This window comes from Methanobacterium lacus (assembly GCF_000191585.1).
Taxonomy (GTDB): Archaea; Methanobacteriota; Methanobacteria; order Methanobacteriales; family Methanobacteriaceae; genus Methanobacterium_B; species Methanobacterium_B lacus.
This window is the reverse complement of sequence record NC_015216.1, coordinates 37,107-52,079: the sequence shown is the minus strand read 5'-3', so window position 1 is coordinate 52,079 and position 14,973 is coordinate 37,107. Positions and strand designations below refer to the sequence as shown.

Here is a 14,973-nt window from a genome sequence, read left to right as displayed (position 1 = left end):
ATTATTTCTTATTAAATATTGTCTACAGTAGACTTTTTAATTGAAATTTTTAGTTTCAACCGCCAGTATTTTCTACAGTAGAACAAATATTTAAAAAAAAATAAAATATTCCTTTAAAAATCAACATTCAAAATTTCTGAAATATTGTTTATAACATGGTCGGCAGCATTAAAAACTTTATCTGGTGTTTCATCACCTTGCTGTAGTGTAAGAACCCCAATATCCGCTTCTTTAAGTGCCAAAATATCGTTTGAACTGTTACCAACCATCATAACTCTATATCTCTTTTTCAAGCTGTCAATAATTTCCTTCTTCTGTCTAGAACTCGCTGTATCAAAAACATTTTCCTTAGGGATGTGGATGTACTCTGCTAATTGTTCCAAAGAACCTTTTCTATCTCCTGATGCAACAAATATTTGAATATTTCTGTTTTTAAGCTCAGAAATTACATCTGGAACTTCTTTGAATATTTTTCCACCTGCTGTTATTGTAAATTCAACTCTTCCAGTTTTCATATTCACGATAAAACCCGATCCACTGCAAATGTGCACGTTGTACTTTTTATCTATAACTGCATTATAGGTGTCTTGGAGATCTTTCATGGTGGAATCATCGTTTTCAATAGATTTAAGCAAATCAGATTTAGCTATATCTACATCGGAGTAACTAATATCGAACTGAACATCATTTTTCATAAGGAAATCATGAATGGTTTGGTTGGGATTTGCTTTGATGATACATTTGGAGGGGTCTGTCTGTAAAACAACAAGGGCACGATTTATGTCATGATCAACAATTTGAATAGAGTTTGCATAATCGCAGATAAGTCCATTTCTAAGGTCTTTCAATGCTTTATAGCGCCTTATAAGTGTCCCTGAATTATCGAATACAACAGCTTTCATATTTAGAGATATAATTTATTTAATCTATAAATATTTCCATTTGATAAACGATTAATATGATGTTTAATGGAAAATTAGAGGTTTAATACTGAATTTTGTTTAGGTCTTAGAAAATCAATTTACCTGGTTTTGATAGTAAATTAAACAAATTGTTAAAAGATGATGAAAATTTATTACACAACACACGAACTGATCACGAAATAAACACCTAAAATCATTAAAAAAATTCCACTTACACTCATGATAATTTTGTAATGGTTATCTTTCATTATGTTGGATCCCTTGGTAGTGAAGATTGAGACAGTGCCGAACCAACCGAGATCTGAACACCAGTGTCCAACTAAAAATCCCGTGACTCCTAATATTCCTGCTAATTCGATACCCTTTAACATGAAAGCCCATCCCACAGTTGCCCACCATATAAAGAAATAGGGGTTTGATACGCTAGTTAAAATTCCGTTTATTATTGGGCCATAACCCTTGGATGTTTCGCTACTTTTCTGAAGATCCTGTAGAGAATTGGATGATCTTGCCATTTGAAATCCCATTAAAACCATTATTAACCCACCAATCGCACCAATTACAAATATTGCAGTTTCAGATCCAATCAGCCAACCTAAACCTGCAAATATCAATAGTATAAGGATGAATTCTGTTATTATATGTCCAAAAACTATTTTTGGTCCTGCTGTAGCTCCTTTTTTTAGCGAATCTGAAATTGTGACAGTGAGCATGGGTCCTGGGACCATGGCCCCAGAAAGGCCAACAATGAAGGAAGTAGCAGTAAAAAGAATTATTCCAATCCAAACATTATCCAACATGGTAATCAACTAATAAAAATATAACGAATAAAATTTAAAAAACAAGTTAAGGCTCTTTAACTATCGTTTAGAACCTTCATGATCTCTGTCAGATGATAATCTATGGTTTGAATTTGTTCTTGTTTGAAAGATTTTGATCTAGTTAGAAATCTGTAGCGTTCAAATACATGGCCCATTTTATTTAGAACATCTGTTCTGGAAATCTTGTTTGAATACATATAACCACCATTTTAAGATTTAATTTTTAACTTTATAAATTTGTTGTCTTTTTTCAATCGAGGAAATTTATAACAGTACCCACGCCCTTTTTAACAGCTTCTTCGTAGACTTTCCATCCAGTGACCATATCTTGAACAGCCAAACCAGTGGAATCGAACACGGTAATATCTTCGTCTGAAATTCTTCCCTCAGCATTACCTATAATAACATCCCCAATTTTGGAGCTGATTGATTTTCTGGTTATTATTCCATCATGGACCGGGACATTGATTTCTCCACTGTGTCTGGCCTGTTCCCAGCAATCAATAAATATTCTAGCTTTTTGAAGAATTCCAACTTCAAGTTCCTGTTTTCCAGGTGCATCTGCACCCATTGCGTTTATATGTGTGCCTTCGGTTATCCATTCAGTTTTTATAACTGGCTTATTTGCTGGTGTTACAGTAACAACAACATCCATATTTTTAACAGCTTCTTCAGCAGTTGAAACTGCATTAATATCGATATCAAAACGTTTGCGAGCCATATCTGCAAAATTTTCCCTTGATGAACATGTTCTACAAAATACATGGGCATGTTCAATATCCATTACTTCTTTAAGTGCCATAAGCTGTGTAAATGCTTGTTTACCTGCACCAATTATTCCCAGTGTTTTTGAATCTTCTCTAGCAAGATACTTAGTTCCTACACCTGCAGCAGCTCCGGTTCTCATGTTAGTTATCCAGGTTCCATCCATAACAGACAATGGAAATCCAGATTTAGGGTCAAATAATTGGATAATGCCCATAACTGTGGGTAAATTATATTTCACAGGATTTTCAGGATGAACGTTCACACATTTCACACCGGCCTCATCCATATTCTTTATGAAAGCTGGCATTATTCTCAAGTCGCCGTTGTATTTTTTAAAAAATAAATATTTCTTTGCAGGCATCTGCACATTTCTTGTTGCATGCACAGTGTAAGCTGTTTCAACAGACTCAATAATCTCTTTCATTTCTATAAGTTCTTTAATTTCGCTTTGTTTGAGGAGAAGTGTTTCATATCGAGTTGCATCTTTCATGATTATAATATTGAATCAAGCTTTATATCCAAATTTTGGATTAACAACAAGGACTATAGAAAGGTTTCTATTCAAATAATATTAACTCCAACCTATTAACAGAGGATATTAAGTTTTTATAAATTAGCTAGGGTTAAGACAATGGAAAAAAATTTAAATGTAAGATTCTGGGAAGTTGATTCCCTCCGTGGTCTTGCTGTTGTGTGCATGATCTGTTACCATTTTCTGTTTGATCTGGCATTTTTTGGAGTAATATCTTGGGATGTTTCATCTGGATTTCCTTGGTTTTTTGCAAGGATAACGGCTTTGACATTCATATTTTTAATGGGTGTTTCTTTAACACTCAGTAGTTCAAGATCAAAACTTTCAGGAAGATATCTACACAAAAGTCTTTTTAAAAAGTATCTTCAAAGAGGCTGCAAAATATTCGCCCTAGGTTTGTTCATTACAGCTATAACATGGATATTTATTCCTCAGGAATTCATAATATTCGGAATTTTACATTTCATTGGAATATCTATCATCCTTGCATATCCATTTTTAAAAAGGAAATATCTCAATTTAGTAGCAGGAATTTCCATAATTTTAATTGGAATTTATTTACAAACGCTAAGTTTTAATTTCAACTGGTTGATGTGGTTGGGATTTGTACCGAATTCTCTTAACACAGTGGATTATTTCCCTATCTTTCCATGGTTTGGAATTGTTTTGCTGGGAATTTTCTTTGGAGGTATACTGTATAAAAATTATAAGAGACAGTTTAAACTGCCTGACTGGTCTGATAATTATTTTTTCAAGGGATCAGCTTTTCTTGGGAGACATTCACTGGTTATTTATTTAATTCATCAACCCATTATCATAATAGTGCTGTACTTTTTGGGTGTAGTAAACATCAACTACTTCTTCTGATAATTGCTGAGTTTGATCAAAAATTATAATATTGAAGTAAATTAAAAAACAAGTAGATATTAAATTAAAACTTAGATAAGCAGGGATATTAATATTCATCCGTATTAATTACAGGTGTGACCATGAAACTATTAGATAAATCAGAATTAATTAAAGATCATGAAATCACAGCATTAGATAATCTGGAAATGTTCTGTAGGACTATTGGACATAAGAATGATGATTATAATGCTTTTTTAGAGATAAACGAAGGTTCAGCTCATGAACGTGCTGAAGCCATCGATAAAAAGATCGAGAATGGTGAGAAGGTAGGAAAACTCGCAGGATTAGTAATTGGAATCAAAAGCAACATAAATGTTGAGGATTTTCATATAACTGCAGCTTCAAAAACCCTTGAAAATTACCTTGGAAGTTATGATGCAACTGTTGTTAAAAGAATAAAACAGGAAGATGGTATCATAATTGGAATGACCAACATGGATGAATTTGCAGCTGGAAGTTCCACTGAAACATCTTACTTTGGCCATACTGAAAATCCAGCAGCTCCGGGAAGAATTCCTGGAGGTTCTTCAGGTGGAAGTGCTGTGGCAGTTGCAGCTGAGATGTGTGATCTGAGTATTGGTTCTGACACAGGCGGTTCAATAAGAAATCCGGCATCACATTGTGGTGTTGTAGGTTTTAAACCTACATATGGGGTTGTTTCAAGACAGGGACTTTTGGATCTTGCAATGAGTTTTGATCAGATTGGCCCATTTTCAAGGGACGTAAGTGGGGCTGCCCTCCTCATGGATGTTATTGGGGGTTATGATGAAACTGAATGCACATCTGTGAAGTGGGATTCTCCAAAATTCACAGACCAACTTGGGCAAAACTCACTTGAAGGTACCAGTCTGGGTGTGGTAAAACAGTTCTTCGATGTTTCTGATGATAAGATAGTCAATATTGTTGAAGAATCCATAGATAAAATGAAGGACATGGGTGCTGAAGTGCATGAATTAAGCTTCGATTATATTGATTTATGCCTACCTACTTACTACCTCATAAACTATGTTGAATTCTTTTCTGCAACACGAAAGTATGATGGAAGAAAGTACGGTGAAAGAATCGAAGAAGTTTGTGGAGAAGAGGTCCTAAGAAGAATCTACATGGGTTCCTACATCAGTCAAAAAGAATTCAGTGGTAAATATTACAAAAAAGCACTGCAGGCCAGGTCACTCATCAAAAGGGAAGTAAACAAATTACTTCAAAACGTTGATGTAATTGTCGGGCCAACCGTTCCAATGTTACCACACAAGATCGGAACATCTTTGGAACCAATGGACATGTACTCCTACGATGTTCTGACTGTTATAGCCAACTTGGCAGGAATCCCTGCAGGTAGCATGAAAGCAGGTGAAGTGAACGGAATTCCAGTTGGTATTCAAATTCAGGGAAAACCATTCGAAGACTCTAAAATATTGGGCATAATGTCTGCGTTGGATGATGCAGATCCAGAAATATAAGATATACCTTCTTTTTTTTGGACCCAAATTTTCACCTTATTCTTTTTAACTAAAATTTTATCCTACCCCTAATAGTATTAGAATGTTAATTTTGGAAAACCAAGATTATAGTTGTTAGAATATGAAACAGTTGAGAATCTTTGATATTTAGGCATCGAGACTTCTTATTTTAAATGTTTAGAAGATTTAAATATCACTAAACTAAATTAATGCTTAGAAATCAGATAGTAGTGTGATTAAATGGGAGGGTTGCATTGTCACTCTTGAATCAGCATAAGAAACTTAACAGTATTCATTACAGAATATTTGGAATCAGTTGGGCAGGTTGGGTTTTTGATTTTTACGATCTCATACTCTTCACATTTCTGATAATTCCGATTGGACATGAACTCAACCTTTCTACCATCATGCTTTCATACGCGTTAAGTGCGTCTATTTTAGCTGCAGCTGTTGGAGGAGTGATATTTGGAGTACTGGCAGATAAATATGGTAGAAAACCAGTCCTTCAGTGGACAATAGTAATATACAGCATTGGTACCTTTTTATGTGCATTTTCAACCAATCTTGAGACATTAATCTTGTTCAGGATCATAACAGGATTGGGAGTGGGTGGTGAATGGGCCACTGGACAGACCTACGTTAATGAAACCTTTCCTGCACACTTAAGGGGCAAGTTTGGGTCTCTGTTACAAACTGGAAATCCAGTAGGATTTATTCTGGCAGCACTGGTTGGTGGATTTTTGGCACCTATCATAGGATGGAGGGAAGCATTTTTTGTCTCTGTTATTCCGGCCATTCTAGTGATATTCATCAGGAGAAAAATACCAGAATCAGATGTATGGATAATGAACAACGTTAGCTCTGGTAAAAATAGGGTTAAAAAGACTTTGTTGAACAAAAAAAATCAATTCTTTGAGTTATTTACAAAAAAATACAGAAAACTATTTTTTAAGGCATTACTCCTAGCAATATTGGGCAGTTCTGCCTACTGGTTTACATATTCATGGCTGCCAACATATCTGCTTCAGCAAAATATTTCAATATCCAAATCTGCCCTTTGGATAATTGTAAATCAAGTAGGGGGAATAATAGGCCTATTAATATTTGGTTTTATCGCGGATAAGTTTGGTAGAAGACCTGCTTTCTCAATCTTTGCTACAACCATGGCTTTTGGCCTGATCATGATTACCATCTTCTGGTCCAATATCCAAGCTTACCCTCCATTCATATTTATTTTCATGTTCATAATAGGAATAGGAACTGGTATCTATGGGGGATATGGACCGATAGTCTCGGAACTCTTCCCAACAGAGATAAGAAGCACAGCATTAGGTGCAGGATTCAACCTTGCGCGAGGTACACAGTTTTTAACTCCAATTATCTTAGCAGGTATTGCAATCTACTACGGTCTTGGAAGCGGAATATTCCTTGGATCCATATTTGCATTGAGTGTTGCAATTTTCATTTGGACCTTCCCGGAAACAAAGGGAATCGAACTGGAAAGTTTAGAGTAGTTACTGGAACCAGAATCCAATCAATGAAAACATTTATGATTAAGGGATAATAAAGATACCAAAGATGAAAAAAATAGGATTTCTCTATGTTAAAGGAGCTTTACCAGCATTTGAGGATTTTGGACATCTTCCAACCCATATTGTAGGGAGTAATGGGACTGTAAATGGATTTAAAATGCACAAAGAGTTGGATGGTCTGATAATACCTGGCGGAAGTATAGTTGAATCCCAAAGTGTCGGTCGCGACATAGAACGGGAAATACATAAGATGAATGCTGAGGGTAAATTTATTTTTGGTATGTGTTCTGGCTTCCAGCTTCTTGCAAACCAAACAGATATTGGCCGAAAATCACCATGTCCCGTTGAAAAGAAGGGTATGGGTATTCTAGATGTTTCATTCAGCCCAATGGTTGGAACAGATCGTGTCAAAGCTAAAATTGTGGATGACTCATTTTTAACAAAAAATTTAACAGGAACTTTGGTTTCAGGATTCCACTGTCACACATATGGTAATATAACAGGTGATGCCAAAACAGTGTTGAAATCACTTGTAAAGAGAACTGATTACCAGAACAATCCCCGTGAAATAACTTCTGGTGTTACAAACGATGAAGGCAATGCAGTGGGAATCATGCTACATGGGGCCTTGGATGAAAATCCAATGCTTAGAACCAACATGTTAGATTTTATAGGGGCAGATGATAAGGATCAAACAGAAATTAAGGATGCCAATGAAGTTTTATTAAAACAGATAAAAGCTGAAATGGGCATAGAAACCGGAATTAAAGTCATAAATTCAAAACAGGAACCGGCCCATGGCACAAAAATGATCATGATGGCAAGCACAGGATCCGATTCTGGAAAAACATTCCTAACAACTGGAATCATTGGTGCTTTACGCAAACGTGGAATGAGGGTGGCTGCCATAAAGGTGGGTCCCGATATTCGAGATATTGTTCCATCTCTTTACCTAAACAAAGAGAAAATGGAAAATTTTTCCTCAATAAAAATAGGGGATCTAGGATGGATGGATTTGGATCATGTAATCAAAGCTGTTAATTCTAACAACTATGATCTAGTAATTGTTGAGGGTGTTATGAGCATTTTCACTGGACTTTTAAACGAAAAAGTTCCATTTTCTTCTGCTGAAATTGCATTAGCAGCTAACTTACCTGTTATAATGGTTTCACCATGTAACAAAGGAGGAATTGAAACTGCAGCGATAGATCTAACGGCCCATGCAGAAATGATGGAGAAATTAGGAATTAACACTGTAGGCTTAATTTTAAACAAAGTATATGATTCTAAAATAGCAGGGGAAGCAGAAAAACACATTAAATCCCGAATAAATCCTGAATATTTTGCAACAATACCCAAGGTGAAGCTCAAGGAAAGGGGAAACATGCCTGAGGTCGAGATCAAACTGGAAGATTTCTGTTTGAATGCAATAAAAACTGTGGAAAACTATTTGGATCTTGATGAAATCGTAAAACTAGCAGCCACACCAAACTTTTCTGGTTATACAGATTTTAATGCCCTGCTCAAATCTTTTAATTAAGAAAAATTTAAAAAAAAATTAGAATAACGACTTAGCTGTCGTTTTCTATATAATTCTTGTAGGCTTCAATGAGGTCTGCACCACTTAGGAACACAAGGTCATGTTCTTTTGCATACTGTTCTGCTTCAGCAGTAGGTAATGATCCTCCTGTTTTATCATCCATCATTTCACAACATACAGCTACTTCTGTGAGACCAGCCATTTCCATTAATGCTATGCTCATTTCAGTGTGGCCTTTTCTACTTCTCACATGTCCCTTTGCAGCTCTTAAAAGCGTAACATGTCCTGGAGCTCGGAAGTACTTTCCAAATTCCCTTTGTTTTCCTTCCTTACATAGTGAAGCAAGCTCGTTAATGGTGCATGCCCTATCATTATCTGTAATTCCTGTGAAGGTTTTTCTATGATTTACAGTGATGGAAAATGCAGATTTTTCATCGTAGGGAATATCATCGGGATTTAACTCTGCAAGAACAGGATATTCTGAACTTGCAATATCCATGATATCTGTCATGAATGGCACTCCAAGTGCATCTGAATTTTCTGATGAGAGTGGTACACAGAACAAACCTCCTGCATCATTTCTTATCTGGGTCATGTGTTCGGGGGTCATAAACTCAGCAGCCACGATCATGTCTGTTTCACGCTCACGATTATCACTGTCAAATACTAAAACGATCTCTCCATTTTTCAATGCTTCTAATGCTTTTTCTATCATTTGATCACTCTTTGTAACAATCAATTATAATTTACAAACTGTTTTAACCTAATATGACGGTTACTTCATCTCCGTCCTGAAATTTGAATAGTTTCCTGAGATTTTTATCTGTAATAAATTCCAACACATCTTCGTTATGTTCACTCTTTGCTGGAAATACGAGGGCACCATATATTTCGTTGTTAATGGTTGCTTTAATAAATTTAACATCTCCAAACTTACCCTCACCATGAATCAGACCAAATTTATTTTTAGGGATGGTCTTCATGGAATCTATTGATTTTGAATCAATTTTCAGGTTAAGAGTACCTTCAAAAGGTGTGAAATGGACTTTTTCCTGGAACTGCGCCTTGTAAAAATCTTGCGACATGAAAAAGGTTCCTTTACCCATCCCTGAAACTATTTTGCCCATTAATTTCATCCAATCACTATCTCCAAATTAAATCATTAATGATCTTAAATTTACTACAGTTTATTTTTATCATAAATTAACAATTGTTCTAGTATTGTATTTATTTAGTAAACCTTTTTTTGTTAATAAAAAAAAATTATTTTGGAATATCAATCAATCACTTCAAAGGTTACTGTACTGAAAATAGGTCCCCTAATATCAATTAGCTTGTTGTTGCTAGTTATATAGTTTAATGCAACTTCCTCAAGTTTGAGATTTACATCTGAAAGTGATTTTGCAAGGGTGGTTCTGAATTCAGATTCTGTTTCGCCACCAACGATCATTTCCTCAATCATGTAACAAGCCTTAGCAATCACTCCATCCATGTACGTGATTCCAAGGGGAATGCCATTTTGGACTGTTTCTAGAGATAATTCATCTTTGGCATTGTTTTCTGGCAGACCCACTATATTTCCATCTTTAATATAAATGGAGTTCCATGCGGCCGGTCCCAGTAAACGGGTGTTTGATTCAGGTTCGAGTATCTTGACCCTTATGTTTCTACCCAAGAATTCACCTTCAAAAACCGTAAATTCGCATGGTGATTCCTTTTCACTGTACTCGAGGAATTTTTGCTTCAAGATATCCATCAACTCACGTCCATCGGTGCTGAATGGATAATAATTAATATGTAACATCGATGCAAGTTCTCTGTCTGTTAAATGCCATTTAGCATAGGTTTGAGGGTAAACCATTTCCCGGACATCGGTTTGATTATGTAAAATCATGGCTATCCTCTCTGCACCCACTCCAAGGTTCATCACCTGTTTGTCAATACCATAATGTGAGAGTGCAATTGGAGAATAGAGACCAAAGGTTGCCACTTCTACCCATTCATTGAGCTTAGGATGATAACCGTAGACTTCAGTTTGTGTTCCAGGTATGTAGTACTTGGATTTTTTTTCATCAGGTATGAATTTAAATTTTTTAAATCCAAAGTGCTGAAGCAGATTTTCTGAAACAGCCATTCCCATGTCGAGTGAAATCTCATCATCTGCCCATACACACGAAGCAGAATGATAGGTCATTAAATGACTCATATCTTCCCGTTGTTCTCTTCTGAAGCAACGATCTATTGAAAATAACTTCAAAGGCAGCTTACTTTGGTTGTGCAGGGATTGTAATGTTAAGAACCATCCACTTGTCATGTGGGATCTGAGGGTGGTTCTTGATGAAACTGGTTTAAGTTCACGAAGTTCGGGAAATACATTTTCGAGGATCCTTAAACCAACAGAATCTTGCACATCTAATGCTACAGAGACGTGGTGTACCAAGTCATCTCCACTTTCATCACCCTTCTTGTAACCTCTAAAAACTTCTTTCAAGGCTTGAATTTTGTCATCATTAATTTCGACACCAATTTCTTCTATCACTGCAATTTTATCCATCCCAATACCAATATCGGGCCTTGGTAATCCTGCCAAGTAAAAACAACGATCAAGAACAGCAGGTGCTTCCGGGCCAAACTGCCTGTAAATATCGTCCTGTTCAACAAATACTGGATTTATTGTTTCATTAAATCCAAGATTCAGATAGGCTTGCCTCAACTCCCAAATGGTGTTGTACAACATGTGGGATTGGCCTGTTCTCATTTGAATACGTGGATATTCATTGTCAGTATGGGGCTTTTTCAATGTTTGGGCAGTTTCAACCCAAGCTTTCTCAAAATCTTTTCTTGCCAATTTTAATAGTTTATTTGTTTTCAAAATGATGTCCCCATGTGATTTCTATTATGTAATAACTTAATCAACACACAATAGGATTTTTGTGTTGATCACTTTTATATTTAATTTTATAAATTTTCAGGCCCTTTAAAAATTGGTATTTACATGGTGATTTAAGAATTTACCATTAAGTTTTAATATTTAAATTTTAATGTTTGAAGTAATACTAAACTATTGGAAGGTGGGCACTGAGAATGTTTAAAATTGTTTCTTTGTTGGCGTTAGCTGTTTTTGCAATGAGTAGATGTCATTAACTTTCGCAGCTCCAATGAATAATAATATCTTAGTGTCACTGTCAAACTCCACGTTATCGTCGGATGCATTTCCAGATTCAGTAAATTTAGCAGTGAAAAAGGCGAATTATTCATACCTTACTTTTGAGTCGAAACAAAAAATAAATACCAATATGAATAATTCCATATTATGGAAAGATCGATACATGAATGTGACGTACTCGTAATTGGTTCGGGCGGAGCAGGATGCCGGGCAGCTATTGAAGCAAAAAAACATAATTTGAACGTTACCATAGTTTCTAAAGGTTTATCTTTTAAATCAGGATGTACAACCCTTGCTGAAGGCGGTTACAATGCCGCATTTGGATATGTTGATTTAGAAGACAGTGTGGAATCACATTTAGCTGATACAATCAAGGGTGGGGCAGATCTAAATGATAAGAAACTGGTTCAAATTTTAGTCAACGAATCTAAGGACAGATTGATAGAATTAGAATCCTATGGGGCAATATTTGACAGACAAGAATCTGGAAAACTAAATCAACGCCCATTTGGTGGCCAGAGCTTCAGAAGAACTTGTTTTCAAGGAGATAGAACTGGACATGAGATGATGATGGCTTTGAAGGAGGAGGTTATTCGGCAACATATAAATACTGTGGATGAAGTTGCAATAACTTCTTTGATCATGGATGAAAAGAATGAAGGAGTAATCGGAGCATGTGGAATCTCCTTAAAGGATTCAAAGTTCATGATATTTAAATCTAAATCTGTTATCCTTGCAAGTGGCGGTGCTGGATGGCTTTACCCTGTAACATCGAATGCTGTACAAAAAACAGGAGATGGGTACACTCTTGCTTACGTTGCCGGTGCAGACATGATAGATATGGAAGAGGTACAATTCCATCCTACTGGAATGTTGTACCCTGAATCTAGAAGGGGCGTTCTGGTAACTGAAGCGGTTCGAGGAGAAGGTGGAAAACTCTTCAATGTCAACATGGAACGATTCATGACGAATTACGATGAAAGGGGAGAACTTGCCACCAGGGATGTTGTTGCAAGAGCTATTTACAACGAAATCAGAGAGGGAAGGGGAACAGAAAATGGCGGAGTTTACCTTGATGTGAGCCATCTTGATCCCAAGCTAATTGAAGAAAAACTTGAAACCATGCTGTTACAATTTCTTGACGTGGGTGTTGACATAAGAAACCAAGCCATGGAAGTTGCTCCAACAGCTCACCATTTCATGGGGGGAGTTAAAATTAATCCAGAATGTGAAACCACCATAAAAAATCTATACGCTGCAGGAGAAGTTGCAGGTGGTGTTCACGGAGCAAACAGACTGGGAGGAAATGCCCTGGCAGAGACTCAAGTATTTGGTAGGCGTGCAGGAGAATCAGCAGCAAAAAATGCCGTTGAAAAAGAACAGAAATCCAACGAAGCTTCAGTTGAACTAGAAGAAGAAAGGATCGCTGGTTTGTTTAAAGGGGGAAATGTACGTCCCCACGAACTCAAGGCAGAATTGATGGAGATCATGTGGGAGAATGTGGCGATCATAAGGAATGAGGAGGGTTTAAAATTGGCCCTTGCAAGGATTGAAGAGATTCAAAATAAACTTCCGGACATGAAAGTATCAAAAGATTCGGGTTACAGCAAAGACCTCCTTGACGCTATTGAAATTCAAAACATGCTTGAGGTAGCATCACTCGTTATTCAATCTGCTTTAATCCGCCGTGAGAGTAGAGGATCACAATATAGGGAAGATTATCCAGATAGGGATGAGAGATGGAACAGAAGCATTGTAATGAACAAAAATAAAGATTTCAGCTACATAAGAAGGGGTATGGGCTGTAATACATGTAAATTATGAAGTTAAAACCCAATTATCAACAGATAAATGGGTTAACCTCTGTTTTTATATTTTTATGCCCTGACCGGGACTTGAACCCGGGTAATAGGATCCGCAATCCTACGTGATATCCGCTACACTACCAGGGCTTAATTCACAATTTCTAAATTTTTTTTTTATCCAAATTTAAAAAATAGGATCAAGCAACATAGAACAATTTAACTTTTTATGTATTTAAGGTTTCACCTTGAAATGAATTTATTTAACTCATTATCAGGGATGAATTAATGGAACTAGGTAACTCAATTGGATCCATGTCGACAAAAGCCCAAGCAAAGAACCAGCAATAACTTGGGAAGGGGTGTGTTTCTTAAGTTTTAACCTGCTCCACATTACAAGAGGTATTATTAACCCTACTATGATTCCTAAAGGGCCAAAAGTAAATATGAATGCCGCTGTTGGACCTGCAATTCCCATGGCATGAATGCTGATCTTCCAGTAGAAATTTATTATGAGAATTAGCAGGGTGTTTGTACCGTATATCAACATGAGCACAGATACAATGTCGGGTGCACCATACCATAACAACATTAAAAATCCGAGCAAATAAGAACAAATCGCAAAAATTAGTGGCACAGTTCTTTTGGTGCGGTCTGTTATGTCTAGATCGGTGTGCATTTTTTTAATAAGAATTAATGACGTTGAAATGGGTATTAAAGCCCCAAATATTATGCTGATAATGGTAGGAACAATAAACTGATCCGGACCCGCAAGAAAGTAATTTAAAATAATAAATGTGGGTATTGAAATAACAGGAGGATGGGCCACCATCGAAATGAACTTCGCTGTTTCCAACTCTGATGGATGATTATTCTGAATATTATCCATGATTTAACCCTAGCAACTAATACCGATCTAAAATAACAATTCAAATCTATTAAACATTGGTGAATCAGTAATAAATAGATATTGTAAATAGTTATGGCCTATGAATTATTAAAAATCCAATACACTGTTATTTACAATATCACTGTGATGATATCATGATAAAATCAATTATACCGTCGTTTATTATCATGTCATAATCCGAGATATAGCTTATACACATGGCCTTTATAAGATTTAACAGCCACAGCAACGATTTTGGTGTTGTCAATGCCTGGAGATGAACATATTTCCTGTCCATTCCTTTGATTTACTTCTACCAAACGATATTTCCTGTTTTCTACCCTGTTTTTAAGCCAGTTGTTGCCAATTTTATGGGCAGATTCTAGTTTATTGTCTGAAATTGAAGAGGAAATCTGTTCTAGAGTTGATGGTTCCAATGGATTAGCACTGATAGACATTAAATCGAGAGTATCCTGTGCCTGATGAAACAGGACCAATTCAAGATTGGAACCTGAAGGATCTATCTGGATATTTGTAACAGCAGCTAAAATAATTATAATCGGTAGAAGGGCAAGTAATGCATCGTAACACAAAAATATTCCACATTCCTCTTTTTTAATCATATTATCAA

The 14,973-nt window shown here is 36.2% G+C and carries 14 protein-coding genes and 1 tRNA gene; 5 read left to right on the top strand and 10 right to left on the bottom strand.

Annotated features, from left to right (window positions below):
* Positions 1–113: 113 nt before the first annotated feature.
* The 4 genes from METBO_RS00260 to ala form a co-directional block, all read right to left on the bottom strand.
* Positions 114–902, bottom strand: coding sequence for an HAD family hydrolase (locus METBO_RS00260; protein WP_013643658.1), 789 nt, complete (start codon positions 900–902; stop codon positions 114–116).
* Positions 903–1,075: 173 nt separating this feature from the next.
* The gene (locus tag METBO_RS00255; protein ID WP_013643657.1) at positions 1,076–1,723 is read right to left on the bottom strand and encodes a LysE family transporter; all 648 of its coding nucleotides are present in this window, start codon (positions 1,721–1,723) and stop codon (positions 1,076–1,078) included.
* Between the two features lie 56 nt (positions 1,724–1,779).
* A complete protein-coding gene (locus METBO_RS13800; RefSeq protein ID WP_013643656.1) occupies positions 1,780–1,941 on the bottom strand; it encodes a hypothetical protein in 162 nt (53 codons plus the stop codon).
* A gap of 53 nt (positions 1,942–1,994) precedes the next feature.
* Positions 1,995–3,002: an alanine dehydrogenase gene (gene ala, locus METBO_RS00250; protein ID WP_013643655.1), complete on the bottom strand. Its 1,008-nt coding sequence runs from the start codon at positions 3,000–3,002 to the stop codon at positions 1,995–1,997.
* Between the two features lie 141 nt (positions 3,003–3,143).
* Here ala and METBO_RS00245 point away from each other — a divergent pair, with 141 nt between their 5' ends.
* The 4 genes from METBO_RS00245 to METBO_RS00230 all read left to right on the top strand — a co-directional run bounded on the left by METBO_RS00245 (position 3,144) and on the right by METBO_RS00230 (position 8,485).
* A complete protein-coding gene (locus tag METBO_RS00245) occupies positions 3,144–3,911 on the top strand; it encodes a DUF1624 domain-containing protein (protein WP_013643654.1) in 768 nt (255 codons plus the stop codon).
* A 122-nt stretch (positions 3,912–4,033) separates the two neighbouring features.
* Positions 4,034–5,413, top strand: a complete 1,380-nt coding sequence (gene gatA / locus METBO_RS00240; RefSeq protein ID WP_013643653.1) for an Asp-tRNA(Asn)/Glu-tRNA(Gln) amidotransferase subunit GatA — start codon at positions 4,034–4,036, stop codon at positions 5,411–5,413.
* 254 nt (positions 5,414–5,667) lie between these two features.
* Positions 5,668–6,927, top strand: coding sequence for an MFS transporter (locus METBO_RS00235; RefSeq protein ID WP_013643652.1), 1,260 nt, complete (start codon positions 5,668–5,670; stop codon positions 6,925–6,927).
* Positions 6,928–6,991: 64 nt separating this feature from the next.
* Positions 6,992–8,485 carry a nucleotide-binding protein gene (locus tag METBO_RS00230; RefSeq protein ID WP_013643651.1) on the top strand — a complete coding sequence of 498 codons (1,494 nt, stop codon included), beginning with the start codon at positions 6,992–6,994 and terminating at the stop codon, positions 8,483–8,485.
* Positions 8,486–8,516: 31 nt separating this feature from the next.
* Here METBO_RS00230 and ribB read toward each other — a convergent pair whose 3' ends face one another.
* The 3 genes from ribB to sepS form a co-directional block, all read right to left on the bottom strand.
* Positions 8,517–9,200: a 3,4-dihydroxy-2-butanone-4-phosphate synthase gene (gene ribB / locus METBO_RS00225; protein ID WP_013643650.1), complete on the bottom strand. Its 684-nt coding sequence runs from the start codon at positions 9,198–9,200 to the stop codon at positions 8,517–8,519.
* Between the two features lie 43 nt (positions 9,201–9,243).
* The gene (locus METBO_RS00220; RefSeq protein WP_048186290.1) at positions 9,244–9,621 is read right to left on the bottom strand and encodes a DUF120 domain-containing protein; all 378 of its coding nucleotides are present in this window, start codon (positions 9,619–9,621) and stop codon (positions 9,244–9,246) included.
* 140 nt (positions 9,622–9,761) lie between these two features.
* On the bottom strand, positions 9,762–11,357 hold the full coding sequence (sepS, locus tag METBO_RS00215; protein WP_013643648.1) for an O-phosphoserine--tRNA ligase: 1,596 nt from the start codon (positions 11,355–11,357) through the stop codon (positions 9,762–9,764).
* Positions 11,358–11,798: 441 nt separating this feature from the next.
* Here sepS and tfrA point away from each other — a divergent pair, with 441 nt between their 5' ends.
* A complete protein-coding gene (gene tfrA / locus METBO_RS00210; RefSeq protein WP_013643647.1) occupies positions 11,799–13,475 on the top strand; it encodes a fumarate reductase (CoM/CoB) subunit TfrA in 1,677 nt (558 codons plus the stop codon).
* A 56-nt stretch (positions 13,476–13,531) separates the two neighbouring features.
* Here the strand turns inward: tfrA and METBO_RS00205 are convergent.
* The 3 genes from METBO_RS00205 to METBO_RS00195 form a co-directional block, all read right to left on the bottom strand.
* A tRNA-Arg gene (locus METBO_RS00205) sits at positions 13,532–13,603 on the bottom strand.
* A gap of 124 nt (positions 13,604–13,727) precedes the next feature.
* Positions 13,728–14,342, bottom strand: a complete 615-nt coding sequence (locus METBO_RS00200) for a phosphatase PAP2 family protein (protein WP_013643646.1) — start codon at positions 14,340–14,342, stop codon at positions 13,728–13,730.
* Positions 14,343–14,533: 191 nt separating this feature from the next.
* Positions 14,534–14,965 (bottom strand): hypothetical protein, encoded by a 432-nt coding sequence (locus tag METBO_RS00195; RefSeq protein ID WP_013643645.1) that lies wholly within the window; start codon positions 14,963–14,965, stop codon positions 14,534–14,536.
* Positions 14,966–14,973 lie beyond the last annotated feature (8 nt).

Excerpts from the sequence above, each read along its gene's own strand:
- METBO_RS00260 (WP_013643658.1), bottom strand. The coding sequence starts at position 902 with ATGAAAGCTGTTGTATTCGATAATTCAGGGACACTTATAAGGCGCTAT.
- METBO_RS00255 (WP_013643657.1), bottom strand. The coding sequence starts at position 1,723 with ATGTTGGATAATGTTTGGATTGGAATAATTCTTTTTACTGCTACTTCC.
- METBO_RS13800 (WP_013643656.1), bottom strand. The coding sequence starts at position 1,941 with ATGTATTCAAACAAGATTTCCAGAACAGATGTTCTAAATAAAATGGGC.
- ala (WP_013643655.1), bottom strand. The coding sequence starts at position 3,002 with ATGAAAGATGCAACTCGATATGAAACACTTCTCCTCAAACAAAGCGAA.
- METBO_RS00245 (WP_013643654.1), top strand. The coding sequence starts at position 3,144 with ATGGAAAAAAATTTAAATGTAAGATTCTGGGAAGTTGATTCCCTCCGT.
- gatA (WP_013643653.1), top strand. The coding sequence starts at position 4,034 with ATGAAACTATTAGATAAATCAGAATTAATTAAAGATCATGAAATCACA.
- METBO_RS00230 (WP_013643651.1), top strand. The coding sequence starts at position 6,992 with ATGAAAAAAATAGGATTTCTCTATGTTAAAGGAGCTTTACCAGCATTT.
- ribB (WP_013643650.1), bottom strand. The coding sequence starts at position 9,200 with ATGATAGAAAAAGCATTAGAAGCATTGAAAAATGGAGAGATCGTTTTA.
- METBO_RS00220 (WP_048186290.1), bottom strand. The coding sequence starts at position 9,621 with ATGAAATTAATGGGCAAAATAGTTTCAGGGATGGGTAAAGGAACCTTT.
- tfrA (WP_013643647.1), top strand. The coding sequence starts at position 11,799 with ATGGAAAGATCGATACATGAATGTGACGTACTCGTAATTGGTTCGGGC.
- METBO_RS00200 (WP_013643646.1), bottom strand. The coding sequence starts at position 14,342 with ATGGATAATATTCAGAATAATCATCCATCAGAGTTGGAAACAGCGAAG.
- METBO_RS00195 (WP_013643645.1), bottom strand. The coding sequence starts at position 14,965 with ATGATTAAAAAAGAGGAATGTGGAATATTTTTGTGTTACGATGCATTA.